General features: G+C 38.4%; 23 protein-coding genes. 15 read left to right on the forward strand and 8 right to left on the reverse strand.

Going from position 1 to position 26,085, the window contains the following annotated elements:
- Nucleotides 1-179 precede the first annotated feature (179 nt).
- The 3 genes from FFO06_RS16560 to rpsD all read left to right on the forward strand — a co-directional run bounded on the left by FFO06_RS16560 (nucleotide 180) and on the right by rpsD (nucleotide 5,271).
- Nucleotides 180-2,399: an EamA family transporter gene (locus FFO06_RS16560; RefSeq protein ID WP_137909026.1), complete on the forward strand. Its 2,220-nt coding sequence runs from the start codon at nucleotides 180-182 to the stop codon at nucleotides 2,397-2,399.
- A gap of 494 nt (nucleotides 2,400-2,893) precedes the next feature.
- On the forward strand, nucleotides 2,894-3,793 hold the full coding sequence (gene hetR, locus FFO06_RS16565; RefSeq protein ID WP_137909027.1) for a heterocyst differentiation master regulator HetR: 900 nt from the start codon (nucleotides 2,894-2,896) through the stop codon (nucleotides 3,791-3,793).
- Nucleotides 3,794-4,662: 869 nt separating this feature from the next.
- Nucleotides 4,663-5,271 (forward strand): 30S ribosomal protein S4, encoded by a 609-nt coding sequence (gene rpsD, locus FFO06_RS16570; RefSeq protein ID WP_028082312.1) that lies wholly within the window; start codon nucleotides 4,663-4,665, stop codon nucleotides 5,269-5,271.
- A 257-nt stretch (nucleotides 5,272-5,528) separates the two neighbouring features.
- Here rpsD and moaA read toward each other — a convergent pair whose 3' ends face one another.
- Nucleotides 5,529-6,515, reverse strand: a complete 987-nt coding sequence (gene moaA / locus FFO06_RS16575; protein WP_137909044.1) for a GTP 3',8-cyclase MoaA — start codon at nucleotides 6,513-6,515, stop codon at nucleotides 5,529-5,531.
- A gap of 167 nt (nucleotides 6,516-6,682) precedes the next feature.
- Nucleotides 6,683-7,390, reverse strand: a complete 708-nt coding sequence (rpe, locus tag FFO06_RS16580) for a ribulose-phosphate 3-epimerase (RefSeq protein ID WP_137909028.1) — start codon at nucleotides 7,388-7,390, stop codon at nucleotides 6,683-6,685.
- A gap of 302 nt (nucleotides 7,391-7,692) precedes the next feature.
- Between rpe and FFO06_RS16585 the strand changes: the two genes are divergently transcribed.
- Both FFO06_RS16585 and surE read left to right on the forward strand, forming a co-directional pair.
- Nucleotides 7,693-9,285, forward strand: coding sequence for a S8 family serine peptidase (locus FFO06_RS16585; RefSeq protein ID WP_137909029.1), 1,593 nt, complete (start codon nucleotides 7,693-7,695; stop codon nucleotides 9,283-9,285).
- 403 nt (nucleotides 9,286-9,688) lie between these two features.
- Entirely contained in the window at nucleotides 9,689-10,381 is a 693-nt protein-coding gene (gene surE / locus FFO06_RS16590) for a 5'/3'-nucleotidase SurE (protein ID WP_137909030.1), read from the forward strand.
- A gap of 28 nt (nucleotides 10,382-10,409) precedes the next feature.
- Here surE and FFO06_RS16595 read toward each other — a convergent pair whose 3' ends face one another.
- The 3 genes from FFO06_RS16595 to fraI all read right to left on the reverse strand — a co-directional run bounded on the left by FFO06_RS16595 (nucleotide 10,410) and on the right by fraI (nucleotide 13,554).
- Nucleotides 10,410-10,709 (reverse strand): hypothetical protein, encoded by a 300-nt coding sequence (locus tag FFO06_RS16595; protein ID WP_190396867.1) that lies wholly within the window; start codon nucleotides 10,707-10,709, stop codon nucleotides 10,410-10,412.
- A gap of 327 nt (nucleotides 10,710-11,036) precedes the next feature.
- Nucleotides 11,037-12,794 (reverse strand): ABC transporter ATP-binding protein, encoded by a 1,758-nt coding sequence (locus FFO06_RS16600; protein ID WP_137909032.1) that lies wholly within the window; start codon nucleotides 12,792-12,794, stop codon nucleotides 11,037-11,039.
- A 73-nt stretch (nucleotides 12,795-12,867) separates the two neighbouring features.
- A complete protein-coding gene (fraI, locus tag FFO06_RS16605) occupies nucleotides 12,868-13,554 on the reverse strand; it encodes a septal nanopore formation protein FraI (RefSeq protein WP_137909045.1) in 687 nt (228 codons plus the stop codon).
- 696 nt (nucleotides 13,555-14,250) lie between these two features.
- Here fraI and FFO06_RS16610 point away from each other — a divergent pair.
- The 5 genes from FFO06_RS16610 to FFO06_RS22625 all read left to right on the forward strand — a co-directional run bounded on the left by FFO06_RS16610 (nucleotide 14,251) and on the right by FFO06_RS22625 (nucleotide 17,335).
- On the forward strand, nucleotides 14,251-15,147 hold the full coding sequence (locus FFO06_RS16610; RefSeq protein WP_137909033.1) for a DUF2382 domain-containing protein: 897 nt from the start codon (nucleotides 14,251-14,253) through the stop codon (nucleotides 15,145-15,147).
- Nucleotides 15,148-15,213: 66 nt separating this feature from the next.
- Nucleotides 15,214-15,396: a CsbD family protein gene (locus FFO06_RS16615; protein WP_137909034.1), complete on the forward strand. Its 183-nt coding sequence runs from the start codon at nucleotides 15,214-15,216 to the stop codon at nucleotides 15,394-15,396.
- 69 nt (nucleotides 15,397-15,465) lie between these two features.
- Nucleotides 15,466-16,062: a general stress protein gene (locus tag FFO06_RS16620; protein ID WP_137909035.1), complete on the forward strand. Its 597-nt coding sequence runs from the start codon at nucleotides 15,466-15,468 to the stop codon at nucleotides 16,060-16,062.
- Between the two features lie 265 nt (nucleotides 16,063-16,327).
- On the forward strand, nucleotides 16,328-16,789 hold the full coding sequence (locus tag FFO06_RS16625; protein ID WP_137909036.1) for a BON domain-containing protein: 462 nt from the start codon (nucleotides 16,328-16,330) through the stop codon (nucleotides 16,787-16,789).
- Between the two features lie 69 nt (nucleotides 16,790-16,858).
- Nucleotides 16,859-17,335 (forward strand): CsbD family protein, encoded by a 477-nt coding sequence (locus FFO06_RS22625; RefSeq protein WP_137909037.1) that lies wholly within the window; start codon nucleotides 16,859-16,861, stop codon nucleotides 17,333-17,335.
- 254 nt (nucleotides 17,336-17,589) lie between these two features.
- On the opposite strand, the gene bchM is transcribed toward FFO06_RS22625, so the two are convergent.
- Nucleotides 17,590-18,285, reverse strand: a complete 696-nt coding sequence (gene bchM, locus FFO06_RS16635; protein WP_137909038.1) for a magnesium protoporphyrin IX methyltransferase — start codon at nucleotides 18,283-18,285, stop codon at nucleotides 17,590-17,592.
- A 98-nt stretch (nucleotides 18,286-18,383) separates the two neighbouring features.
- Nucleotides 18,384-18,929, reverse strand: a complete 546-nt coding sequence (locus FFO06_RS16640; RefSeq protein ID WP_228036528.1) for a hypothetical protein — start codon at nucleotides 18,927-18,929, stop codon at nucleotides 18,384-18,386.
- A gap of 374 nt (nucleotides 18,930-19,303) precedes the next feature.
- Between FFO06_RS16640 and FFO06_RS16645 the strand changes: the two genes are divergently transcribed.
- From FFO06_RS16645 to FFO06_RS16655, 3 genes are all read left to right on the forward strand, one after another.
- Nucleotides 19,304-20,845: a YcjF family protein gene (locus FFO06_RS16645; protein WP_137909039.1), complete on the forward strand. Its 1,542-nt coding sequence runs from the start codon at nucleotides 19,304-19,306 to the stop codon at nucleotides 20,843-20,845.
- A gap of 356 nt (nucleotides 20,846-21,201) precedes the next feature.
- The gene (locus tag FFO06_RS16650) at nucleotides 21,202-22,407 is read left to right on the forward strand and encodes an urease accessory protein UreH domain-containing protein (protein ID WP_137909040.1); all 1,206 of its coding nucleotides are present in this window, start codon (nucleotides 21,202-21,204) and stop codon (nucleotides 22,405-22,407) included.
- Nucleotides 22,382-23,029, forward strand: coding sequence for a hypothetical protein (locus FFO06_RS16655; RefSeq protein WP_137909041.1), 648 nt, complete (start codon nucleotides 22,382-22,384; stop codon nucleotides 23,027-23,029). The genes FFO06_RS16650 and FFO06_RS16655 overlap by 26 nt, the downstream gene beginning before the upstream one ends.
- A 64-nt stretch (nucleotides 23,030-23,093) precedes the next feature.
- On the opposite strand, the gene galE is transcribed toward FFO06_RS16655, so the two are convergent.
- Nucleotides 23,094-24,092, reverse strand: a complete 999-nt coding sequence (gene galE / locus FFO06_RS16660; protein WP_137909042.1) for a UDP-glucose 4-epimerase GalE — start codon at nucleotides 24,090-24,092, stop codon at nucleotides 23,094-23,096.
- Nucleotides 24,093-24,218: 126 nt separating this feature from the next.
- Between galE and FFO06_RS16665 the strand changes: the two genes are divergently transcribed.
- Entirely contained in the window at nucleotides 24,219-24,905 is a 687-nt protein-coding gene (locus FFO06_RS16665; RefSeq protein WP_137909043.1) for a Uma2 family endonuclease, read from the forward strand.
- Between the two features lie 96 nt (nucleotides 24,906-25,001).
- A partial coding sequence (locus tag FFO06_RS16670; RefSeq protein WP_442341972.1) for a DUF7149 domain-containing protein occupies nucleotides 25,002-26,085 on the forward strand: 1,084 nt, incomplete at its 3' end.

The raw sequence follows: 26,085 nt of genomic DNA on the forward strand, positions 1-26,085 counted from the left end.
GTTCACAACTATAATTCCGTAATCATAAGATGGGTACTAATCTTGTATAAGTTAAGTAAATTTATAAATCTAGTGAAATTGTTCAGTTTCCTCTATTTTCTGAAGGAAACTTAATATAAGTGTTGATTCGGTATTCGGAGCAGCTACTTAATCATCAAGGTGTTAGAGGCTAGAAACTGATGGGGCGATTTGAGAAGCGACCAGAAAACCCACGCATTAGAGGTGAGCTATCCAGAGCCGCAGAAAATGCTCTGTGGGATGTAGTTGAGGATTTAGAAAATCTTCAACAAAATCTCTTGAGGACGTTACAGGAAGATGTAAAACGGCTAGAAGCGGAAAAAAACCGATTATCTCAAGATATTCAAAAATTAATTGAGGAAAAAGAACAGTTACAGCAATCACGACAAATTACTGAACAGCAGGTGTTAATTCGTCAGTTAGCAGAAGTTTTAGCTAAACACATCTCTTCCCAATTACAATCTTCATTGAAAACTTTAGCTACCCAAACCCTAGAGCATAACCCCTCTAACCAACTTTCACTTAAAAATACTCAATTTAATGATAGTGCAGTTAATGAGAACGGACAGAATGTTAGTACCATGATAGACAGTCTTGATCATACTGTCACTAATGCCTTTAGTTCACTATCACAAGAACTCAAAAACTATCAAAGTGATCTTTCTCAACAGTTGGCGCGGATGTATAGTCAACAGCAGCAAGGAGAAACAATATTAGCAGAGTTTGTTAACAGGCTACGCAATGAACTAGAAAAAAATAGAGACACAAACTCTCTAAATATAGCCATGGGAGGCGCGCCAACAGTTTTACAATTGGCTGATAGTCTACGTGGCGAAACCATAACTCATCAAAATGGTAATGGGGAAAAATCTACAAAAAAAATCATTATTGAACCGGTTGCTTTGATTCCTCATGAATTACCACAGGGTGATTCTACATCAGCAGCAACAATCGCTATATTATCTCCATCGGCAGCGAAAAACCCTGAAACCGGTTCTTTGATAAATCCAGATTTACCAACCACTTCACCAGAAGATGAAAACCCTGAAACCGGTTCTTTGATAAATCCAGATTTACCAACCACTTCACCAGAAGATGAAAACCCTGAAACCGGTTCTTTGATAAATCCAGATTTACCAACTACTTCACCAGAAGATGAAAACCCTGAACTTACTGCTGTCTTGACTTCTAAAGTATTAACAGCACCAGCACTAGGAAATACACCACCTGAACTTAGTTCTGTCTTAACTGCTAATTTATCAACCAGACGACCTCCTGCACCAAAATTAAGGCGGGAAATAACACCCAAACAACAAACAACTCCGAGACAACAAAGACAACGAACATCTCCCAACTCGTCAGAGTTGCAGATAGGTTTTTTCTTGATTTCCTTGTATACAGTGGTTTCGTCTCTTTACAATGTGGCCATTAAGGCAATCTTCTTTACGGGTTCTAATTTTAATTCTTCGGGAGGATTGGAAACACAGCAGTTGATCTTGCCTACATTGGGTAATATTTTCTTAATTTTAATGCTACGTTTATTAGTGGTTGTGCCATTAATGTTATTGCTGTCGCCTATATTACATCCCCCAATTTGGCAAGACTTAGAAAATTTATTTGCTTCCTTACGGGGGAAAGCAATTCCCAGCCAGAACAACACTAAACAGGCTTTATTTTTATCAGTAATTAGCGGTTTCTTGTTATTTTTATCGCAGGTACTTGTTTATCTGGCTATTGGTGAAGTAACCACGTCCATGGCGATCGCTCTTTTCTTTATCTATCCGGTTATGAGTGTTTTTCTGTCGTGGTTTTTGTTTCAGGAGCGTCCTAATTTATTTATCACTGGTGCAATGGCGGCAATTTTCGCTGGTGAATTGTTAATTTTGGGTGGTCAGGTAGTGGTGAACAATACCTCATTAGGAAGCACTACAGCCATTCTATCCGGGCTAGTATTTGCAATTTACGTCATTGTTACTAGAATATGCGCCACCAAACTCAAATTACATCCCGTATCTTTGACACTAATTAACTTTACTACCATGCTGTTATTAAGTTTTACGTGCTTAATCATACCTTTACCAAGTAATTTAGGTTTAGTAATTAACTCATCTAATGTACTCGAACTGGTTTTAAGTGCTTTTATATTAGGTGTTTTAACCTTGTGCGGTTACTTATTCAATAATTTTGGCATTCGTAAACTAGGCGCTCCTCTCTCCTCTTTAATTGGGGCTACAGTCCCAATTTTTACGGTAATTTTCGCCGGTTTAATGCTGCAAGAATCCCTGGATATTGTACAGATTATGGGAGTTATATTAGTTACTGTGGGTGCGGCCTGTATTAGCTGGAGAAAAACACCAAATCAGCCACAACCTTCTAAATAGTCAGTTCTCAGTGGCTACTGGTAATGGTAAAATTCCTATTACCTATTACCTGTCCTCCCTTTAGAACTTATTCAGTCCAGATTAACGAGTATCAAAAATCATACGTAAGAAAAGACTGGAAGAAATTTTTTTGCAAAATATATAGATATTTAAGAAAGAGAAAGTTATACTGGGTTCTAATAGAAAAAATGCAAATCATTCTACTTTACCCGTCCTCCTCTGTAACCCTGCATCCCAAAACCCTCGATATTTAAAGTTTCCGAGTCATACCAGAGGGAGGGGTTAGTTAGTCTGAGGCAAAAAATTGCCAATTTGCTCCCTGAACATTTACTACCTAAAAATTTCCGAGTCAACCAGTAATTTTAGGTTTGAAGTTGAGAGATCATTTTTTTTAGGTTTGAAGTTGAGAGATCATTTTTTCAAAATGGGTGTATAATCAGTAATTTAATTTGAACATCATACTTGTAACCGAGCCATTAAACCGTCTGTAGAATATGACCAACGACATAGATCTGATTAAGCGTCTTGGACCTAGTGCTATGGATCAGATCATGCTTTATCTAGCCTTCAGTGCCATGCGGACAGGTGGACACAGGCATGGAGCATTTTTAGATGCAGCCGCAACAGCAGCCAAGTGTGCAATTTACATGACCTATTTAGAGCAGGGACAAAACCTGCGAATGACCGGACATTTGCACCACCTTGAGCCAAAGCGAGTTAAAATAATTGTTGAAGAAGTAAGACAAGCTTTAACTGAGGGCAAACTGCTAAAAATGCTAGGTTCCCAAGAACCTCGCTATCTGATTCAACTTCCTTATGTCTGGATGGAAAAATATCCTTGGCAACCAGGAAGATCCCGTGTTCCTGGTACGAGTCTAACCAGCGAAGAGAAAAAACAAATTGAGCAAAAGCTACCGAAAAATCTTCCTGATGCTAAGTTAGTCACCTCATTTGAATTTATGGAGTTAATTGACTTTCTTCATAAGCGATCGCAGGAGGACTTACCCCCTAGTCACCAAATGCCCTTGAGTGAAGCATTAGCAGAACATATCAAGCGTCGGCTCTTGTATTCAGGAACAGTAACACGCATTGATTCTCCTTGGGGTATGCCCTTTTATGCTCTAACTCGTCCTTTTTATTCTCCTGCTGATGATCAAGAGCGCACATACACGATGGTAGAGGATACAGCCCGATATTTCCGGATGATGAAATATTGGGCAGATCGGAAACCAAACACGATGCGGGCTGTGGAAGAACTGGATATTCCGGCTGATCAAATCGAGCAAGCAATAGACGAATTAGACGAAGTTATTCGTTCTTGGGGGGATAAATATCACCAGGAGGGGGGAGTACCAATGATCTTACAAATGGTTTTTGGTCATAAGGATGAATAGAAGACACTATTTGTATCTTGCGTAGGGTGGCACACTTACCAGGAGTACAGTGATAAATCTATTTATTCATGGGAACTGATGGGCTTGCCTATATTCTCTTATTTGGATTGTAACCCAATATATTGGTAGATAATCCGCCAAAACTCTATATCCTTCACTGGCATCAATACAAGTATCTCATGCCTAGGTGGGACACAAATCAATTTGCCGACGTAAACCGGGGACACACTTAACAAAAGTGTCTAAATTTGTTGATATCTGATCACTGTGACTAATCCTATCTACACAGGTTGCTAAATCCTGTGGATATTGTGGTGACAGAAATCAAGGGCAACCACAGGTGTAATTTGTGTAGGCTGATAAATTCTGACTACATAATCAGGATCACTCCCGTGGTTGAAGTGTTGGGGCAAAAATTTGAGATGCTGGTTTAGCTGTGGTACTTATACTCAATGAGCTAGTAGGTACAAACCTGATGGTCGTCTCGATAGGAATCGGTAACAGTCATAGTCGCTAAACTACTGGTTAACAATCACCTATAATTATCAATGATGCTGTAAATACAGTGAAGCAATAATTTGTTGATTTGTTCCCAAAGTTACTAATTTTTTTGCTTTCTTTCGATAACTATTCTCCAATTAACCAAGGTTATGCTACCTGAGAATCTGATTCCCCATCTTCTCCCATTCAGTCAGGTCGGTGTAATCACCAAAAATACGCCAAAAGTTGGTGGATTTAACTGATTGATTGCTGTGAATATTATCTGTAAATAGAAGACAATTTACCTATAAAATGTCTATTATGATTGGGAACTATGTCATAATAGTAGGTCTGAATAAAATTTTAGAAGGATTAAATTAAGGAAACTCATGTCCCGATATAGAGGACCCCGCCTCAGAATTGTCCGTCGTTTAGGCGAATTACCAGGCTTAACTCGGAAGAGTGCTAGACGCGCTTATCCCCCAGGACAACATGGTCAAAACCGTAAAAAGCGATCTGAGTATGCTATCCGTTTAGAGGAAAAGCAAAAACTCCGCATGAACTACGGTTTGACCGAAAAACAAATGCTGCGCTATGTCCGTAAAGCTAGACGAGTAGCTGGTTCTACTGGACAGGTATTACTGCAATTGTTAGAAATGCGCTTGGATAATACCGTTTTCCGTATGGGTATGGCTCCGACAATCCCGGCCGCTCGTCAATTGGTGAATCATGGTCACGTAACTGTTAATGGTCGAGTAGTAAATATTGCCAGCTATCAATGCCGTGCCGGTGAGGAAGTTGCTGTGAGAAACAGAGAAGCTTCTAAGAAGTTAGTGGAAGCTAACCTGCAATATCCCGGTTTAGCTAATCTTCCTAGTCATTTAGAGTTTGATAAAACTAAATTGGCTGGTAAGGTCAATAGTATAATTGAACGGGAATGGGTGGCACTACAAGTTAATGAACTACTTGTGGTGGAATACTACTCACGTCAAGCCTAGGACAATTTTGGATTTTGGATTTTGGATTTTGGATTTTGGATGGGAATTGTTTTTCTTGGCATTGACAATCCAAAATCTAAAACAGAACTTGCTGGCATAATACCCTAAATCGTAGTGAGGACTTTAGTCCTCTCTTCGAGAGTCTACGAGAACAATCATCAGAGCTAAATCTCTAGCTAAAAACAGAAGATTATAATTTATTTTTTGTGACAATTGTGTCAGCCCTATAAAATCTAAGATTCCCTGATATTAACTGACTAACCACCAATCTGGGACATAGTACGGGCATAAGTGCCGAGAGTACCAGAGTCACGTTGTTTAAAGTTTATTTCTGATTTGATATTTAAAATTTGTCTCACTTGTGTTTGTAGATCTGTGGTACTAATACCAGCGCGTAAAGATGATTTTAAGTCAATTTGACCGGTTTCATTTAATAAGCAAGGACGTAGCCAACCATCGGCGCTAAGACGCATCCGGTTACAGCGATCGCAAAAACATTCTGACATTTGGCTAATAAATCCTAGTGTGCCTTTAGCCCCAGGAATTTGAAATATATCCGCAGGTCCATTACCACAAACTTGCGATTCTGTCAAGCCCCAACGCTCATAAATGGATTGACGTAAATCTGCTGAAGATACCCAACCGCGATCGCTAAATAGGTCTTTGTTCCCAATAGGCATAAATTCAATAAATCTAACGTGCCATTGTTTATCAATAGTTAAAGCAGCCAAGTCTAAAATTTCATGGTCATTAACGCCAGGAATTACCACTACATTTAATTTCAACGGGTTAAATCCCACCCTATAAGCAGCTTGGATACCTTGCCACACTTGTTGCCAGCGTCCACGTCCATGATTACCGGTAATTTCTGCAAATATATGTGGATCTAGAGAATCTAAACTAATATTAATTCTTTTTAAACCTGCATCATAGAGATTTTGGGCTATGGGAGCGAGTAGAAATCCATTTGTAGTCATTCCTAGATCTTCAGTTTGGGGAAGATGAGCAATTTTCTCAACTAAATCAACTACATGAGGACGGAGTAAAGGTTCACCACCCGTTAAACGAAAGCGGGTAAAACCAACGGGGATAAATACCTCTTGAATGAGGGTAAGCAGTTCCTCATCAGTTAATAATTGCTGTTTGACGATATAATCAAGTTCTGCACCTTCGGGCATACAGTATTGACAACGAAAGTTGCAGCGATCAATTAAACTGATGCGGAGGTAGTCCACCTTGTTTATAGTTGCGCTGGTTGTCATATTAGGGAAGTCAATTACTTAGAGCGGTTGTACCAACATCATCTTAACTGATTTTTCAAAGGCATCAAATTTTATAAAAATATAAAATAAATCCCCGACTTCTCAAAGAAATCGAGGATCTAAGTTGTACTTGATCAGAAGTATTTAAATTAAACAGCAGCTAATTCTGGAGTTGGACGCTTACTGTTACGGATATTGTGAATCGCGTCAGCATAATCAGGAGCATTGAATACAGCCGAACCTGCTACAATAGCATTAGCACCAGCTTCCAAAACTTGCCAAGTATTATTAGCTTTCAGACCCCCGTCAACTTCAATCCAAGGATCTAAACCGCGTTCATCACACATTTGACGCAATTTGCGGATTTTAGGAACTACGCTAGGAATGAAGCTTTGACCACCAAAACCGGGGTTAACGCTCATAATTAGCACTAAATCGCACAATTCCAGCACATATTCAATTAACTCCAAAGGTGTACCAGGATTCAGTACAACTCCAGCCTGCTTACCAAGTTCTCTGATTTGTCCCAAAGTGCGGTGTAAGTGAGGAGATGCGTTATGTTCAGCATGGACGGATATAATATCAGCACCAGCCTTAGCAAAACCTTCTACATACTTTTCTGGTTCAACAATCATCAAGTGGACATCTAGGGGTTTAGTTGTAACCGGACGAATCGCCTCCACAATCAGAGGACCTATTGTAATATTAGGGACAAAACGTCCGTCCATTACATCAACGTGAATCCAATCTGCTCCCGCTTTGTCTACGGCGCGAATATCGTCACCCAGACGGCTAAAATCTGCTGATAGGATAGATGGAGCAATAACTATGGGCTTTTGAGATGAATTTTGGGTCATGGTTAGTGGGTTTTAAGCGTCTTCGTCTGTAGGTATTGTAACAAAATATGGATAAATTATTAATTAAGGCAAGAGTAAAAAAGTTTTTTAGTGAAAATCAGGAGTCAGAAGTCGGGACTCAGGAGAAGAAAGAAAAGATAAAAATCATATCTTTCTGATACCCTATACATTGCCTTTTGCATTTTTTCTTTTACCTTTAGCATTGTATACATTGCCTTTTGCATCTTCTCTTTCACTTCTTAGATTTTATACATTGCCTTTTGTACCATATCTTTTAAGTCTTGTATTTTACTTAGTAGCTCATGAACAAAAATTGGATAATTTTTTGGGGTTTAAGTTTTTCCTGCTTAACTCTACCAACCTTTGCTGGTGTAAAAGTTACAAATTTTTTAGGGAAGAATGGTATTGATGCTTTAGAACTACATCAAGCTCCTTATAATTTAACCGGAAGAAAAATTGCTATTGGTCAAGTAGAAATCGGTCGTCCAGGAATGTTTGGCTGGGACAAAGCCGTGTCTAAAAATCGTGCTGTATCACCAACAGCGGTTTTTATCCGCAATCTTGTAGCTAAGTCAAATTTTAATGTTGAGTCTCATGCCTATAATGTTTCTGCTGTCATGGTAAGTCAAGATAAAGCTTTTCCTGGTGTAGCACCCAATGCACGATTATATTCTTCCGCTGTGGGGTCTATGAGAAAAAATGGTCAACCGGAGGAGTGTTTATCAGCGCAACACATCGCTTTACAAAATGGTGGTGATGTTCGAGCTATTAATTTTAGTTTTGGTGAACCATTAAATCGTGATTCTAGACCAGAAGCTATTTTAGATGGAAATGCTTTACTCACATTATGTATTGACTGGTCTAGTCGTGTGCATGATGTTGTGTATACTATTGCGGGAAATCAAGGTAAAGGCGGGATTCCTATTCCTACAGACAATTTTAACGCAATTAATGTGGCTTTTTCCTCAGAACGAAACGGAATTTTTGATAAAGTTCACGTTTCTAATTTGACTAATAACAGTCAAGAAATAAAAGATCGTTTAACTGGAAAAGAATTTAATATTGGTAATAGAAGAGCAATTAGTTTAGTTGCTCCTGGTACTAATATTCCTTTACTTAATCCCGATGGTAAAATTAATAAATCTACAGGTACTAGTTTTGCTGCACCACAGGTTACTGCTACTGTAGCATTATTGCAAGAGTTTACTGATAGACAATTGCGAAATAAACAACTAAATTGGAGCATTGATGCTCGTCGTCATCAAGTGATGAAAGCTATATTACTCAATGCAGCAGATAAAATTCAAGATAGTGGTGATGGTTTACGGTTAGGAATGACGAGAACATTAGTTGATAAACAAAATCAAGATTGGTTAGTAACGGAAGCTTATCAAGATGCAAAAATTTCCTTAGATGCTCAAATGGGAGCAGGTCATCTAAATGCTTTTCGAGCTTATCAACAATTAAATGGTGGTCAATGGAAAGCTAATGCGCCTATACCATCAATTGGTTGGAATTATGATAAAGTTAATGCTAATACTGCTCAGGAATATGTTTTTCAAAGCGGTTTAAAAGCAAATAGTTTTGTAGCTATTACTTTAAGTTGGGATCGTTTGGTAGAGTTGAATGATAAAAATAATAATCAACAATATGATCTGGGGGAAACATTTAAAGATCAGGGATTAAATAATCTTGATGTTTATTTGGTTAAGGAAAATGGGAAGAACAATGAAGTTGTTATGTGTGCTTCTGTGAGTGAAGTGGATAATATTGAACATATCTTTTGTCCAGTTTCTACTAATGGTAATTATAAAATTCGGGTAGAATTTAAGAAGCAGGTTAATGAAGCTGTTCAACCTTATGCTTTAGCTTGGTGGACTGTAGGTGAAAAGTGATCTATTTTTTTATAATTGCAATAATGAAGATGAACCACTAAAAAACGCGCTATCAGCTATGTTACACCACAAGTATAATTGTCACATACTGCATACTGCTAATCCAGACAAGTTATGAGTGTTTGCACCATGTAAAGAAGCGGTGATACCAATACCAAAGGTAAAAGCACTAACTAGCAGCCAGTTTGGGAACTGTCCCATCTTGACACCTTAACCATTTCTATACTAAACTACTCAAGTAATTTCATTAAATCACAATTATAAACAACAAATATAAACAACAAAGATGTTAAAATTACTCAAGTTATGTTACATTTATATGGCGGTGAATTAAAATAACTTCCGGTAGTATCACCCACCAAACCATATTCCAGATTGACAAGTGACCACTCACTAACGAATAATGACTATAATTTTAACCAATGACGACGGTATTGATGCCCCAGGTATTGCAGCTTTATTCAAAGCCGTAAGCACTAAATATGACAAGACTAAACTGATTATTGCGGCACCACAATTACATCAATCAGGCTGTGGACATCAAGTGACTACCCATCAGCCAATTAACGTCGAACGTCGTTCTGATTTGGAGTATGCAGTAGGAGGAACTCCTGCTGATTGTGTGAGAGTTGCAATATCACATCTTGATCCAAATGTCAAGTACGTAATCTCAGGTATTAATGCTGGTGGAAACTTAGGAGTTGATCAATATATTTCCGGTACTGTCGCTGCTGCGAGAGAAGCAGCAATACACGGTATTCCAGGAATTGCTGTTTCTCACTATCGTCGCGGCAATCTCGATTATAATTGGGATGCAGCTAGTAAATGGACTTCCCAATTATTAGAGAATTTAATTCAACTTCCTCTAGAACCCGGATGTTTTTGGAATGTCAATTTACCCCATTTGTCACCAGAGGCGGCATTTCCAGAGGTAATATTTTGTCAACCTTGTACAAAGCCTTTACCTGTTAATTATCGCATACAAGATGATGGTTTTTGCTACATAGGAGAATACGGGCAACGAGAGCGAACTCCTAATAGTGATGTTGATATATGTTTTTCTGGAAAAATTGCGGTGACAAAGTTAAGAGTTTAACATTAGCTTTTAACATCAACTGTGGTAATTATTCATCTGAATTTTGCAGTAAAGATAGGAGTCCATCTAAAGTTTGTGACAATTGAGTGATTTGTCGTATTGACTCCTTATGAGAGTCCGCCAGACTTTGGACAGCGTCACACAAGGCAAAAATCTGATAACTTTGCTGCTGTACTTGTTTTCCTTGGATTTCTAGTTGTAAACTCAGGGAATCTACTCTTTGACCAAGACGTTCAATTGTTTCAGTTGTAGACAGTACAGCGTCTCCAATTTGTTCAACAATAGATTCTAACCTGCTGACTTTGGTTTCCACTCCAATTGCAATCATTTCTGGCTTGCTCCAATTTTGAGAAAAAATCATTACAGTGATATTCCTATATATTCAGCCAACAGTGAAATCATCAGCATTATTAGGACTTAAACAGAATATAGCTAACAGTCAGGTGTAGCTATAAGCCTTATTATTACTTAGGGGTAATTCATGAATTACCCTTACTTTCCTGGCGTTTTACGTAAGTCCTGATTATTAAGAGAATGCTTGGGAAGTGATAAAATCTACCCAAAATATCTCTCCAAACCCTGAGTATTTCTTTTTCTGGAGTTCTCTTATTAGTAATATAACCACTAATTATCCACAAAATCAAGCTATTTTAGTTCAATGGAGTAGTTCTTCTACAAGATGTTGATTCCACAAAATCTTATAAAGTCCAGGCTGTTCTACAAGTTCTGAGTGATTACCGCTTTGGACGATTTTGCCCTGCTCCATGACCAAAATTCGGTCAGCGGTGGCCGCTGCGGAAAGTTGGTGAGTAATGAAAATCACAGTTTTTCTTTTTGTACCTGTGGAGAGATTAGCCAGAATTTGTGTAGCAGTTTGATTATCTACACTGGAAAGGGCATCATCTAAAAGCAAAATTGGGGCATCAATCAACATAGCTCTTGCTAAAGCTGTGCGTTGTCGTTGTCCACCAGAAAGGGTAATACCGCGCTCTCCCACAATGGTTTCGTATTTTTTGGGAAATTTACCGATTTCTGAATCAATTTGCGCCATTTTGCCCGCGTAAATTACATTTTCTTCTGGGGCTAGGGGGTCGCCATAACGGATATTATTTTTGATGGTGGTACTGAATAAAAAGCTATCTTGAGGTACGTAAGCAATGGCTTTTCTTAAATCACTCACAGCGAGTTGAGTAATATCCCAGCCATCTAAAAATAATTGTCCGGGCTGAATATCTAATAATCTAGGGATAGCATTGGCTAAAGTTGATTTTCCACAACCCACAGGACCGATAATGGCGACTATTTCCCCAGGGGCAATGGTAAAATTGAGATGATCTAAAGCTGGGGTATTGACACCAGGGTAAGTGTAATTAAAATTTACTGCTGTTAGTTCTCCTTGGATATTACGGATTTCAATATGTTGACTATTAGCTGTGTCCTGAATTTTGGGGGTTACACTGAGAATAGTCTCTAATCGGTCAATACTAACTTCACCTCGTTGATAAGCTGTAATGGTAAATCCTAATAAAGCCGTGGGGAAAACCAAACGCTCTACATAAATTAGTAGCGCCAAAAAATCCCCAATTGCTAGAGAACCAGTAGATATTCGTGCTGTACCTAACCAGATGATTATTAAAGAACTGAGACTAGCTAAACCACCAATGAGAGGAAATAGAGTGTTACGAGTTTTAGCTAATTGCAAATTAGCAGTTAATAGCTGTTGATTTTCTCGATTAAAAGCCTGACGCTCATTTTTTTCTTGGGCGTAAATTTTAATGAGAGTAATACCACTAATATCTTCCCGGACAAGTTCGCTGATATTTGCAAGTTTTTCCTGGACAGCGGTTTGTTCGTCACGCAGGCGATCGCTAAAAAAATGCACCACGAGAAACATCAGGGGATAAACTGCTAATGATGCCAATGTCAGGTCTACACTCAAGGATAACATGACTGGTAATGTTAGAGCATAGGCGAACATGGTATTTGCCAAACTCAAGACAGCAAAGCCTAATAATCGTCGAATATTATCTACATCACTAGTAGCGCGACTAATTAAATCCCCAGGGGTATTAACGTTAAAATAAGCAGGTTCTAATCGGAGTAAATGTTCAAAAATCCGCTGTTTGAGGTCAAATTCCACCTGTCTTCCCACACCAAATATCCAAATACGGGAAGCCATTCGTACCATCCACATGGCGGAACTGAGTAGAGTAATGATCACCACGTAATGTATTACCTGGTGAAAACTCACATTCGTGGAAATTGAAAGTGTATCTACTCCAGAACGAATTAACAAAGGAATATACACCCCCAGTCCATTGACGAGTAATAAGGCGATAATACCTGATATAGTTTCCCGCCAATAGGGACGTAAATAGTGAGCGATTTTAGCAAGTCTGTGCGATTTGGCCATGCCAGCAATTGATGATTAATGATTAATCTGTTCCCACCTTCATCCCCTAACCCCAGTCACATTTTAAACATGATCACGGGCGACCACGCAAGAAAACATAAATTTGGTTGAGATAACTTTCCCATACTTGGGTAGTAAGTTGCAGAGTTTCTGCACTAGGGACAAAATCCTCTACCCGTAACCCACGGTTTCTGATTTCTTGGGGATTTTGGAGTAGATAGGAGGGAATGTTCCTATTCATACTATTGAAAGCTATAATGGGAGAATTGATCTCTTCCTGATGTAGGATGATATCTTGCTGTATATCTGAGATACTAGGACTAGTATTGACTGGAGCTAAGGCTACTAAAGCAGATGAAGAAGATTGGTAATTGAGATTATTACCCTCCACTGTAGCAATTGGTGATCTAACTAAGAAATAAGCGATCGCTGGTGTACTAGATAAAAGTAAAATACCTAAAGCCCATCCTAGTAAGTAACCGCCCGGTTTGTCTATACCACCTCCTTTGATTTTTTGAGCAGCGAAACACAACATTAAAACCGAAGCACCCAAGGGCTTGAGGGGAAAGGAGATAAACCGCCACAAAGAAGATACTGCTGGTTCATTGGGATTAAGAAAAGCCAAGGCTAAAACAACAATTACCAGCCCTAAAATGAATCTACCGACAAAAGTTCCTGTGGGATAGAATCTTTGAAACAAGGAATAGGCTACAACACCAATTAAGAGCCATAGCAAGACCCGGCTTAACAACTGAAACATCATAAGTAAGTTAACTCTCTAATTTTTTAGGGACGTAAGCCCATAGGCTACAGATAGTGGATTAATTTTATCGTCAAGCTGACTTCAAAATACCCCATACCTGACACCCAAAGATTACCGTCGTAGTGATTTTAGTGCAATTTTTTGACACTGGGTGTATTATTGCCAATTTTCCTGAAGGAATTTTTGGAAAAATATCCGTGTATTAAGTTTGGATAGTGTTACTAATGTCTAGTGATAAGGAATGCTCACCCCACAGGAGTTAAACTGATTGCGTTTATACAATCAATTTAAGTGATCATAAATACTCATAATTTATTTAAATTTATTTACAACAAATATTTACTATTTACAACAAAAAAGAGGTGGGGTATCTTTATTAGTTTAAGTGAAAATTGTATTGATTTTTATAAACTTACTTAATTGAGAATATCTATCTAATGACATACAAACATAATCAGGCCTTTGATGGAAGGTCTTAATCATAAAAATATCTAATATGAATCTATTAGAACAGAACAACTAAGAACTAAAAATTCAATTTTACCAGGTTCTAATGTTGAGAATAATCAATTGAACTTGAACTTAATCGCTTTCCGGGTAGTCAATGACCTCAGATCATGATTCATGATGAAATTTGCACACAATAGGAATTTAAACCTGGAAACAAGCTAATAAATTGGAGAGGAAAAAATTATGACTCTTTTAAAAATCAAAGAATTTGATCCAAATTATCGTGATAGTTTTGAAGGCAAAGACATCAAAGGCATGGGTGTCTATGTAAGTGTAGATGAAAAGATTGGTACAGTCAGTGACATTTTAGTAGATGAAAAAGGACATTTCCGGTATTTTGTTGTTGATTTAGGCTTGTGGATTTTCGGTAAAAAAGTTTTATTACCGGTTGGTCGTTCACGAGTTGATCATACCTCTGGACGGATTTATACAGTGGGAATGACCAAGCAACAAGCGGAGAATTTACCTGAATTTAACGAACACAAAGAAATTGATTATAACTATGAAGAACAAGTAAGAGGAGTATATCGTTCGGAAGCATTCTTAGAAAGTTCTGGTTCTATGGATACAGCTGCCTCTAGAACTGCTGGAGCTACCATGGTAGCGCCTATAGCCCCACCTCAGAAGTCTGGTAATGGCAGTGGCTATGACTATCAACAAGAACCAGCTTTATATGCCCTGAATGAGCAAGATCATCAAACATTCAAACTATATCAAGAAAGATTAATTGCCAATAAAATCCGCACGAAGACGGGAGAAGTTATTGTTGGTAAACATACAGAAACAGAAAAAGCGCGGGTTTCTGTACCAATAGATAAAGAACGAGTTGTAATTGAAAAAATAACTCCTACAAATGCGGGAGAAGCAGTTACTTTAGGGGCTGATAGCTTTGGGACAACAGAAGTAACTCATATAAATCTTTATGAAGAAACTGCGGACATTCATAAAGAAGCCTTCTTACGTGAAGAAGTCAGAGTTGATAAAGTTGTAGATCACGAAACCATTGAAGCCGAAGAAACTCTGCGTCGAGAAGAGTTAGATATTAACACCCAAGAACATCCGAATGTGGAAAGGAGATAAAACCCAGATTTCACATCATTTGATATCAATTAATTAATTTTCATCATTTTCTATCAGGAGCAGATTATGAGTATGCAAAATAGAGCCGAGGCAACTGCTAAAAACATTGAAGGTAAGATTCAAGAAGTAGTAGGTGATGTAACTGGAGATCCAAAAACTCAAGCAGAAGGTAAAGAAAAACAAGCAGAAGCCAAAATTCGCCACGCAGTTGAAGATGTAAAAGATGAAGCCAAAAAACTGATTGACTAGCATAAACAGGCAGGGCGGGGGTTTTCCCTGATTACCTGCCACTTGTTCACTTTTTGAGAGGAGAAAAAAATGACTTTGATTTCTCATAAACGAGCGGTAGGAGTGTTTTCTAGTCACCAACAGGCAGAGAATGCTCTGAGTGAATTGCGAGATAACGGATTTGCCATGAATCAGGTATCTGTAATTGCCAAAGACAATGAAAAGTTGAGTCAGAGTTACCGGATTGGTGACACACGGATTAGAGACGTAACCGAAACCACTCATGTTGACGAAGGAGCGAAAACTGGATTGGAAGCAGGAGGAGTAGTTGGGGGACTAACCGGTTTGCTGGTGGGGTTAGGAACTCTAGCTATCCCTGGAGTCGGTCCGGTAATGTTAGCAGGGGCAGCAGCTACGGCGATCGCTACAACCCTAACTGGTGGTGTAATTGGCGCAGCAGTTGGGGGTTTGCTTGGTGGACTGGTGGGTTTAGGAATTCCTGAACACCGGGCCCAGGTCTATCACGATTATGTGGTTGATGGCAATTATTTGGTGATTGTAGATGGTACAGAGGCGGAAATCATGCGGGCAGAAACGATTCTCAAGAGTAAAGGACTGCATGAATGGGAAGTTTACAATCCCCCGGCGACTAGTCGTTATGCCGATACTGCTGTCTCTGGTTTCTAATTTACTGCTAAAGAATGTTTTTGAATTTCTCCACCGGAAAGAACCCAGTTTTAAGGGGTAATAACGGGACATTGACATACTCACCGACCTGAAGGTGCGATGATTCTTGACACTTCACTGGAACACGCCACAAGTGGTCTTATCGTCCCTCCATGTCCGTTTAAAGTCTCCCAATGCCCTATGGCGACTATAACCAAATTTTAACATAAAGCCGTCCTAAAAGGACGGGGCTTGTATCCCAGATTTTTGGTCAAGGATTTGAACCATGAAAAAAATCATGCCTTTAGTTCTCGGCGGGATTCTACTTCTGGGAACCGTTGCCTGCGACAATAAGGCTAAAACTAGCAGCAGTGCGCCCAATTCGACTGAGGAAACTGGTGAAGTTCCCACAAGTAAAACAGTCGAAAGTAACCAAAAAGATGCAACTAGCAAAGTCCGTCGAGATCAACTTAATGCAGATATTCGCGCTCGTGAGGAACGTCATAACATCACTGGGGGAAGTTCAGATCGGGCTAATGCCGATCTTGCCAGTGAAGTGCGCTCTAAGTTGGAAGCCAATATTCCCTCTGGTCAATTAACAGTTACTTCTAAAAATGGGGAAGTTGTCGTAGCTGGAACTGTACAAACTCAAGAACAATTAAACAAAATCGATCCTCTTGCTAAGGAAATCAGAGGCGTTAAAAGTGTGAAAGTTGTCGTTAAAATTGCCCCGGCTGTGCGAAATTGACCATGATCAGGCCTTTAATAAATTAATTACCAACTAATTACCAATCTATAAATGAGGGAGCAAAATTCAATGATATTACTTCAAGCATTTCGCAAATTTTTTCTCACCATTACTTTAGTTTTATTTTTGGTAACTTCTACAGCTTTTGCTGCTGAGGATAGTTTGGCTACAACTTTGTTGACTCAACCAAATAGCCTAACTCAAATTGCAAGCATGAATCGAGTGGAAGCAACAACTAAGAATATTGAAGGTAAAATCCAGGAAGCTATTGGTAATGTTAGAGGAAACAAAAAAGATCAATTTATGGGAAAAGCAAAGCAAGCGGAAAGCAAGGTTCGTAATGCAGTTGAAGATATAAAAGATGGGATTTGGAAACAAAAGTCAAAGTCGGTGACAAAAGATATTGAAGCTAAAACTGAAAGGGCAATAGACAATAGTATTGTTAATCCTAATTACCTACCTGGGGGAAAAACTAAGGATACGAAAAGCGAATCTCGTCACCCCGCAGATAAAATGAAAGATCAAATCCGCGATACCTTTAAGTAGTTCTTGATTAAGATTTATAGTTTGGGTTGACTTATGTTACCCAACAATTTTAGGATTTGTTTAGGATTTGTTTAGGATTTGGTTGGGTTGCGCTGTCGCAGCACCCAGCCTCCAGTTATTTTTAATATTATAAGAATGGTTAGTTTATGACGCTACAGACTTTGAGAATCTTGTTTTTACCCTCCCCTTCCCCAGTAGGGAAGGAGTTAGGGGTTAGGTTTTTAGAGTTTTTATGTTGAACATAATACTTTTGATTACTCAGCAGGTATACGAGTTGCTTCTAGTAAGCGAGAAAAGTAGAAGCGTGTACGAGTCATAGCCTGTCTTTGCACTGAAAAGCCATTTTTTTGTAGGACTTTAATGACATCAGATTCACGGTGTAAATAGGCACGAGTGGCTTTACTCGGTCCAGGAAAGAAACTACCGATTTTTTTGAGGATAGTCAGAAAGCAGGTTTTGGGCGCGAAACTGAGAATAATTCTTGATTGTGCTAAAGAACACAGGTGAGAAATCATTTCATCGGCTTTGTCTTGGGGGTAATGAATCAGAACATCTAAACAGATGATGGTGTGATAATTACCACTCAAAGATTCTAAATCCTGTACCGCAAAGGAGGGATTTATGGTATTGGAAAAAGCCTTTACAGCCCTATCTTGGGCTTCTGATACCATTTTAGCAGAAATATCACTGGCATAGACTTTAGCGCCTTCCATAGCCAAGGGAATACTTAAACTACCCACACCACAGCCAGCATCACAAATTGATAATTCTGGTAAATTGTTGTCAGCTTTTAGCCAGCCAATGACATTATCTACAGTTTGCTGATGTCCAGTGCGAATATCTAACTGGACTTTGTTGACTTCACCATCACCATAGATGCGTCGCCACCGATCAAAGCCTGTGGAGTTAAAGTATTCGCGGACTATTGTTTTATCCTCGGCTGCATTCATAAACTCAATTGTTAACGGTTTACAATTCTTAAAGTTATCATTTGTCGGTGGATTCCCTGCTATAATGTTTGAACAAATGCAGTCGGGATGAATCAGGATTAAATTCTTAAAAAGCGACTAGCTAATTTAAGTAAATCAGCAATATCAACATTACCATCACCATCAATATCTAGAAATTTATTTAAGAACGGATTGCCACTAGATTGCAAGAAACTCAAGATTAAAGGCACTAAACTGGGTAATAGTTCTTGAATTTTCTCAACATTTAAGCCGGCGACCTGGGCGGCGTTTTCAGTGACTTTTGCTTGAATATCTGGAGAAAATAGGGTATTTACCGCTTCAGAATTAGGTGAAGTTCCTGCAAATTGATTGACAAAATCCTGTACGGATTCAGTTCCGTCGGTAGCTTGCTTCACCTGCAAAGATGATTGTACTTCTTTACCAACAACTGATAAAATTGATTGGATTGTCGAGGAGTCTGCACCAACGTTATTACCTAATTGTTTAACTGTATTGGCAATATTTAGCAAGTCATCCAAACCACCACCTTGAGTGGAATTACTAACAACATTTAGTAAGTCATTTAAGCCACCGACTTGAGTGGAACTATTAACAGCCCCAAGAATTTGATCAAACAGTCCCATTGATTTTTACCCGTTATTTTTAATGTTTCTCATGATCAATTCTATAGCAGAATTGAGGATTAAGTAGTGGAATTATATGATTCTACAGCATATTTCAGGTAAATGAAAGACTATTTTTCTCTACTCTCCAAGCCGGAGAATCATCTTTGCCCAGATCGGATTTACATAGATGTCACAAAAATTATATTTTTTATATTTTTTTCTTTGTTGTCTGGGCTTTATCCCTGATTTTGTGGCGGTAGGGTTGGAAAAACAGGACTAAAGTTCTGACTACAGGCTAGGATATGGAAAAAAAGTGCTTTGTACTTGATACCTGGTACTTTATACTTGAGAAAATTAAACAACCCATTATACAAGTAATAAATTTATCATTCATGCCTTTGTCTCGCGTAGTAACACTGATTGTTGGCCTAATCGTCATTTTGGCGTTAACCTTATGGCTGATTGATTCTCTCTCTCGGCTGTACTGGCAGTTGTCCTATTCACCATTGTTGGGTAATTTACTATTATTACTGCTAATTTTCTTGATTGGTGGTTTAATCGCCGCCTTTGTCTATTATGTACTAGTGCTGCGAAAAGGAGAGGAAAAATCCCGACGACAACGCCAAAGAGTGACTCCAGCCCAAATTCCTGCGGCTAAATCTGATGCTGCTTCTTCCACTTTACAAGCAGTGCGTCAACAAGTAGCCCAAATTCAAGATGAGGTGACACGCCAAGCTTTACTCAGTCGCACTAGGGACATTGAGGCTAATTTAGCTAGGGGAGAAATTCAAGTTGTTGTCTTTGGTACAGGAAGCGCCGGCAAAACGTCCTTAGTTAATGCCATTATGGGGCGGATAGTGGGTGAAGTCAACGCGCCTATGGGGACAACTCAGGTGGGAGAAACCTATTGTTTACGGTTGAAGGGTTTGGAACGGAAGATATTAATTACCGATACTCCAGGGATTTTAGAACCAGGGGTGGAGGGTACGGAACGGGAACAACTGGCTAGGGCTTTGGCTACGGAAGCGGATTTACTGCTATTTGTGGTAGATAATGATTTACGCCGTTCTGAATATGAACCACTGCGGGGGTTGGCGGAAATTGGTAAGCGATCGCTTTTAGTGCTAAATAAAACGGATTTATATACTGATACTGATAGGGATGTGATTTTGGGGAGATTGCGGGAGAGAGTACGTAGTTTTATTGCTACTAATGATGTGGTAGCGATCGCTGCTAACCCGCAAATAGCTAAGTTAGAAACCGGCGAAACCTGCCAACCAGAACCGGATATTATCCCCCTGTTGCGGCGCATGGCTTCTATCTTACGGGCTGAAGGTGAGGATTTAATTGCGGATAATATTCTCTTACAATCTCTGCGCTTAGGAGAAGAAGCCCGCAAACTCATAGACTCCCAGCGTCGTCGTCAAGCTGATAAAGTCATCGTCCGTTACCAATGGATTGGGGCAGGTGTGGTTTCTGTAACACCATTACCAGTAGTAGATTTACTGGCAACTGCTGCCGTTAATGCCCAAATGGTAGTAGAAATTGGTAAGATATACGGTTGCGATTTAAACATGGAAAGGGGTAAAGAATTAGCCCTATCTTTAGGAAAAACTATCGCTGGTTTAGGTATCGTCAAAGGGGCAATTCAATTATTATCAACAGCTTTACAACTCAATGTAACTACTTTTATTGTCGGTAGAGCAATTCAAGGTGTAACAGCCGCTTATTTAACCCGCATTGCTGGGAAAAGCTTTATTGAGTATTTTCGTCATGATCAAGATTGGGGTGACGGGGGAATGACAGAAGTAGTACAACAGCAGTTTCAGATTAATCGTCGAGATGAGTTTATCAAAGTTTTTGTTCAAGAAGCGATCGCTAAAGTCGTTAAACCTTTAACTGATAGCTTTACAGACAAAGAAGAATATAAGTAAAAATATTGACGTTATAAATTACATATAAATTACATATAAATTACATATAAATTACATATAAATTACATTTTTAGATTTTGGCATTTTGGCATTTTGGCATTGTTTTGAGTTGTTGCTTTGCTATGTTAGGTACGCGAATGTCTTTGTGCGATAATTCCGACTTGCAGAATCCCTCGGTTTCTAACCGGGGGTCTTTTTTAGTATATATGTGTCTTTATACAGTAATTTTTAGTCCCTCTACCGGAATCCGAGTCTGGCAACACTAAGACTAAGTTTGACAGCTTGTCTTTTGACATGAACCTCATGGTAAGAGATGAAAAATAGAATACTTCCCCAGTTTCCATAATTTAATTAATATGCTAGACTTGTCACTTATAATCCTGCTAGGTTTTCTGGGCAGTTTTGGACATTGCTTTGGAATGTGTGGACCATTAACAGTGGCCTTTTCCCTTTCTAAGCAGCCAGAAAATCCGAGTTGGCAACAACAATTAAAATTTCATACTTTACTGAACTTGGGGCGAATGTTGAGTTATACTTTAGTCGGTGCTGGCATTGGCTCACTAGGTTCAGTATTAGTAGAAGGTGGACAACTAGCGGGAATTGGTAGCGATTTGCGGCATTGGGTAGCCATAATTACGGGTACGATGCTGATTTGGTTTGGTTTAGGACAAATTAAACCGGGTTTTTTACCGCATATTCCCCTTTTACACCCTATATTAAAAGGTAACTTACACAACCGCCTCAGTGCGGGCATGATGAAGTTATCTTCACAAACTCAATGGTGGACACCGGCACTTTTGGGCATGACATGGGGACTAATGCCCTGTGGTTTTTTATACGCTGCCCAAATCAAAGCAGCGGCTACAGGGAATTTGTGGCAAGGTGCAGGGACAATGTTAGCTTTTGGGATTGGCACACTACCCATCATGGTGGGTGTAGGTGTTTCTACGGCATTAATTAGTAAAGATCGCCGTAGTCAATTATTCCAGTTGGGGGGGTGGGTAACTTTGATTATTGGTGTTATTACCCTACTGCGGACGGGAGACACCATGACAGACTATAACGGCCACGCTGCTCTAATCTGTTTAATTCTTTCATTGATTGCTCGGCCTGTCAATAGTTTTTGGTCTGCACCACTGCGTTACCGTCGGGCTTTGGGAGTTGGGGCTTTTATGCTATCTGGGGTACACACTATTCATCATCTTGAACACTCCCTCAAATGGAATTTCAGCGCTTTTTGGTTTTTACCGTTAGAATTTCAATGGGGAATAGGTGCTGGGGCTGTAGCATTAGTATTAATAACTCCTGCTGCTTGTACAAGTTTTGATTTTCTGCAAAAGTCATTAGGTAAATATTGGCGGCAAATTCATCTTTTTAGTGTACCAGCTTTATTATTAAGTGCTATTCATACGGTTTTAATGGGTTCTCATTACTTCCAAAACCAATTAACCGTCATTTTGTTGGGGATAATTACTTTTGGTGTTTTATTGGTACGTTCTCGATATTTTTGGATATGTTTAGGGTTAGAAAAGTTTTATGTTCCTCCTAAGAAATCGCGGTAGATTAAATATCTTCACTATTTTTAATCGTCACAAAATCAAAATAAAGTATCTATTATTATTAGTTTTATCTAGTTTAATAGTAGCTGAAAATACTCAAGTTTTAGCCCATACAGTAAAAATATCAGCAGACGTGGGTGGTACTGTCCACTTAGAACCTAATGATAATCCCCGCGCTGGAGAAGTTACTCAAGCTTGGTTTCTCCTGACCCGTAAAGGTGGTCAGGTAATTCCTTTAAAAGATTGTGATTGTCAATTAGCTGTTTATGCTGAACCTCATGTCACAGGAGAACCGGCATTAATTCAACCTCTATTAAAACCCATTCAGGCTGAACGGTATCAAGGCATACCAGGAACAGAATTTATTTTTCCTAAACCAGGGGCTTATCAGTTGGAATTGAGTGGTACACCTGTGACTGTCGGGAGTTTTCTACCTTTTGAGTTAAAGTTTCTTGTGACTGTGGCTACGGGAAAGGTTGTTAATAGTCCTCAAGAGGTGGAAAATGCAATTTCAAAGCAGCAAGGGAGAAAAATTGGGTTAACACAACCTTTGATTTGGTTAGGAATTTTGTTGATATTTGGAGGAATTGTCATTTTTTTGGTGCAAATTAAGAAGAAAAACTAGGGAAAAGGAGAAAATTAGCGTTTCAAAACCCAATTATCCCTGTGCTGATTAATTACAGCAAAAGTTATTTATGCCTTTTTTGATGCCATTGCCAAGCGTGAGAGACAATATCTTTAATATCTGGATATTGAGGTTGCCAATTCAAGATTTTTCGAGCTTTTTCGCTTGTACCAATTAATGCGGGAGGATCTCCGGCACGACGATCGCATTCTTTGACTGATATTATCATACCTGTAACATCTTCGGCTGCGGCAATTACTTCTCTAACTGAAAAACCGTTACCATTTCCTAAGTTAAAAACCTCACTTTTACCACCATTTAATAGATATTCTAGTCCTAAAATATGGGCATCTGCTAAATCATTGACATGAATATAATCGCGGATACAAGTACCATCAGGAGTAGGATAATCAGTACCAAAAATACTAATAGCTTCCCGTTGACCTAATGCTGTTTGCAATATTAAAGGGATTAAATGGGTTTCGGGATGATGATCTTCTCCTAATAATCCTTGGGGGTTAGCACCAGCAGCATTAAAATACCGAAAACGCACCGATTTAAAATCGTATGCTACATCAAAATCAGTTAATATTCTTTCTACCATTAATTTGGTTGCACCATAGGGATTAATGGGATTTTGGGGATGATCTTCGGTAATGGGAATAAAATCCGGCACACCATAGGTAGCACAGGTGGAAGAAAAGACAAATTTATGAATAGAAGCTGCTAACATTGATTCTAATAATGTCAATGTTCCTAAAACATTATTCCGGTAATATTTAGCAGGATCTGTAACAGATTCACCTACATAAGCATAGGCCGAAAAGTGCATAACTGCGGCAAAATTGCGAGTCTGAAAAAGATTATCTAATAAAGTGCGATCGCTTGTATCTCCTTGGATCAATTCTACTTGTAAAACCTGTTCTACCAAATCCCGATGTCCATACACCAGATTATCTAGAATTACCACCTCATAACCGGCTTGCTTGAGTGCTAATACCGTATGAGAACCAATATATCCTGCTCCCCCCGTTACCAAAATACTAGGTTTTACCACTGACATAGTTTCTCCTGGATGATGATTTGATTAATCTAATTTAGCGTGAGTTTTAATGATTATAGAAAATAGTCAACTGATAATTATATAGTTTATATTAAGTTTAACCCGAATTGATTTGAGGGAATAACCATGACAGTATCCGTAGAATATATACCTGTTACTCCTATTGAATACCCGGAAGAGGACGGTAAACCAATGGCTGAAGGTGATCTACAATGTAGTTATTTGACCTATGCGAGAAATGTCCTCCGGATTTATTTTCAAAATCGTCCAGATGTGTATGTAGCTGGTAACTTATTCATCTATTATGAAAAAGGTTATCCTGGGTCAGTTGTCGCACCAGATGTATTTGTGGTATTTGGTGTGGAGAAACATGATCGAGGTAGTTATAAAACCTGGGAGGAAAATGATCAAACTCCTGGTTTTGTCTTAGAAATTACCTCAAGAAGTACCCGCAGTCAAGATCAAGGAGCAAAAAAAGGAATTTACGCTTTTTTAGGTGTCAGTGAATATTTTCAATATGATCCTACAGGGGATTATCTTAGTCCTCAATTGCAAGGTTTACATTTAGTTGATGGTAATTATTTACCGATTTTACAACAGGGTGTAAATGATCATATCATCTCTTTAAAAAGTGAAGTATTAGGTTTAGAGTTGCGACTAGAAGAGGGAAAATTACGTTTTTACAACCCTGTTACAAATCAAATTCTTCTCACTCATGAAGAGGAAGTAACTGCTAGACAGGAATCTGAAACAAAAGCGCGGAAGTTAGCTGCTAAATTACGCGAGTTGAATATTGATCCTGATAGTTTATAATGAATAAGATATATCCCCAACTTTTTTAATAATTCGGGGATATGAAAATTACGTTTTTAATTACGTTTTTAATTACATTTTCTGCGTGAAAAACAAATGAACTCACAGAAACTACAACCCAGAGAATCATTAAATAAAGCATTTCTGAAAATCAATCCTTTTAGAAATGATATTGAAACTTTCAAAAAACATCTAAAAAACCTAATTGCAAAAATTAACGAATCTGAATCAGAGGAATTTCATAAAAACCTCATTGCTGACTTTTTCAAGAACACATATTACAGTTATCATCACTTTATTAATACTAAAGGACGAAATGACCTGGTTATTCATAATGGTCAAGACCCTAAAACCAGTGTTGGTGTAATTTTAGAAGTTAAAAAGCCAACAAATAAAAGCGAAATGCTCAAAATTGATAATTTAAATACTAAAGCATTTCAGGAATTAGTTTTATATTTTCTCAGAGAACGTTTAACCGAAAAAAATCTAGAACTGAAATATTTAATAGCAACTAATATTTACGAATGGTTTATTTTTGATGCTCAAGATTTTGACAAATTCTTTCAAGACAATAAAACCCTATTTCAACAATTTAAAGATTTTACGGACGGAAGATTAATAAGTAAAAAAACTGATTTTTTTTATCAAGAAATTGCTCAACCTGCTATTACCGAAATTGCAGATAAAATCACTTTTACCCATTTTGATATTCGAGAATATCAAGAATATTTACAACCTGGAGAAAATCCTGATGATCATAAATTAATTCCACTGTTTAAATTACTTTCTCCAGAACATTTATTAAAGTTACCTTTCGCTGATAGCAATACTCTTGATAAAGGATTTTATCATGAATTATTACATATTATCGGTTTAACAGAAGTTAAAGAAGGTGGTAAAAAACTCATTCAACGCAAAAAATTAAATGAGAGAAATGTCGGTTCACTCATGGAAAATGCTATGATCCAACTTGATAGTTTAGATAAAATCTCTCAACTCAAAGAACCAGAACAATTTGGAGAAACTGACCAAGTACAACTTTTTAATATTGGGTTAGAATTAGCAATTACTTGGGTAAATAGAATCCTCTTTCTCAAACTATTAGAAGCACAATTAATTAAATATCATCAAAATGATTTAGCTTGGGGATTTTTGAATTTAAATAAGGTGCAAAATTATG

Origin of the sequence: Dolichospermum planctonicum, from assembly GCF_005402965.1 — a bacterium.
Lineage (GTDB): Bacteria > Cyanobacteriota > Cyanobacteriia > Cyanobacteriales > Nostocaceae > Dolichospermum > Dolichospermum planctonicum.

Bases quoted from the DNA above. Each gene is read 5' to 3' on its own strand.
- FFO06_RS16560 (WP_137909026.1), top strand. From the start codon at position 180: ATGGGGCGATTTGAGAAGCGACCAGAAAACCCACGCATTAGAGGTGAG.
- hetR (WP_137909027.1), top strand. From the start codon at position 2,894: ATGACCAACGACATAGATCTGATTAAGCGTCTTGGACCTAGTGCTATG.
- rpsD (WP_028082312.1), top strand. From the start codon at position 4,663: ATGTCCCGATATAGAGGACCCCGCCTCAGAATTGTCCGTCGTTTAGGC.
- rpe (WP_137909028.1), bottom strand. From the start codon at position 7,390: ATGACCCAAAATTCATCTCAAAAGCCCATAGTTATTGCTCCATCTATC.
- FFO06_RS16585 (WP_137909029.1), top strand. From the start codon at position 7,693: ATGAACAAAAATTGGATAATTTTTTGGGGTTTAAGTTTTTCCTGCTTA.
- surE (WP_137909030.1), top strand. From the start codon at position 9,689: ATGACTATAATTTTAACCAATGACGACGGTATTGATGCCCCAGGTATT.
- FFO06_RS16595 (WP_190396867.1), bottom strand. From the start codon at position 10,709: ATGATTGCAATTGGAGTGGAAACCAAAGTCAGCAGGTTAGAATCTATT.
- FFO06_RS16600 (WP_137909032.1), bottom strand. From the start codon at position 12,794: ATGGCCAAATCGCACAGACTTGCTAAAATCGCTCACTATTTACGTCCC.
- fraI (WP_137909045.1), bottom strand. From the start codon at position 13,554: ATGTTTCAGTTGTTAAGCCGGGTCTTGCTATGGCTCTTAATTGGTGTT.
- FFO06_RS16610 (WP_137909033.1), top strand. From the start codon at position 14,251: ATGACTCTTTTAAAAATCAAAGAATTTGATCCAAATTATCGTGATAGT.
- FFO06_RS16615 (WP_137909034.1), top strand. From the start codon at position 15,214: ATGAGTATGCAAAATAGAGCCGAGGCAACTGCTAAAAACATTGAAGGT.
- FFO06_RS16620 (WP_137909035.1), top strand. From the start codon at position 15,466: ATGACTTTGATTTCTCATAAACGAGCGGTAGGAGTGTTTTCTAGTCAC.
- FFO06_RS16625 (WP_137909036.1), top strand. From the start codon at position 16,328: ATGAAAAAAATCATGCCTTTAGTTCTCGGCGGGATTCTACTTCTGGGA.
- FFO06_RS22625 (WP_137909037.1), top strand. From the start codon at position 16,859: ATGATATTACTTCAAGCATTTCGCAAATTTTTTCTCACCATTACTTTA.
- bchM (WP_137909038.1), bottom strand. From the start codon at position 18,285: ATGAATGCAGCCGAGGATAAAACAATAGTCCGCGAATACTTTAACTCC.
- FFO06_RS16640 (WP_228036528.1), bottom strand. From the start codon at position 18,929: ATGGGACTGTTTGATCAAATTCTTGGGGCTGTTAATAGTTCCACTCAA.
- FFO06_RS16645 (WP_137909039.1), top strand. From the start codon at position 19,304: ATGCCTTTGTCTCGCGTAGTAACACTGATTGTTGGCCTAATCGTCATT.
- FFO06_RS16650 (WP_137909040.1), top strand. From the start codon at position 21,202: ATGCTAGACTTGTCACTTATAATCCTGCTAGGTTTTCTGGGCAGTTTT.
- FFO06_RS16655 (WP_137909041.1), top strand. From the start codon at position 22,382: ATGTTCCTCCTAAGAAATCGCGGTAGATTAAATATCTTCACTATTTTT.
- galE (WP_137909042.1), bottom strand. From the start codon at position 24,092: ATGTCAGTGGTAAAACCTAGTATTTTGGTAACGGGGGGAGCAGGATAT.
- FFO06_RS16665 (WP_137909043.1), top strand. From the start codon at position 24,219: ATGACAGTATCCGTAGAATATATACCTGTTACTCCTATTGAATACCCG.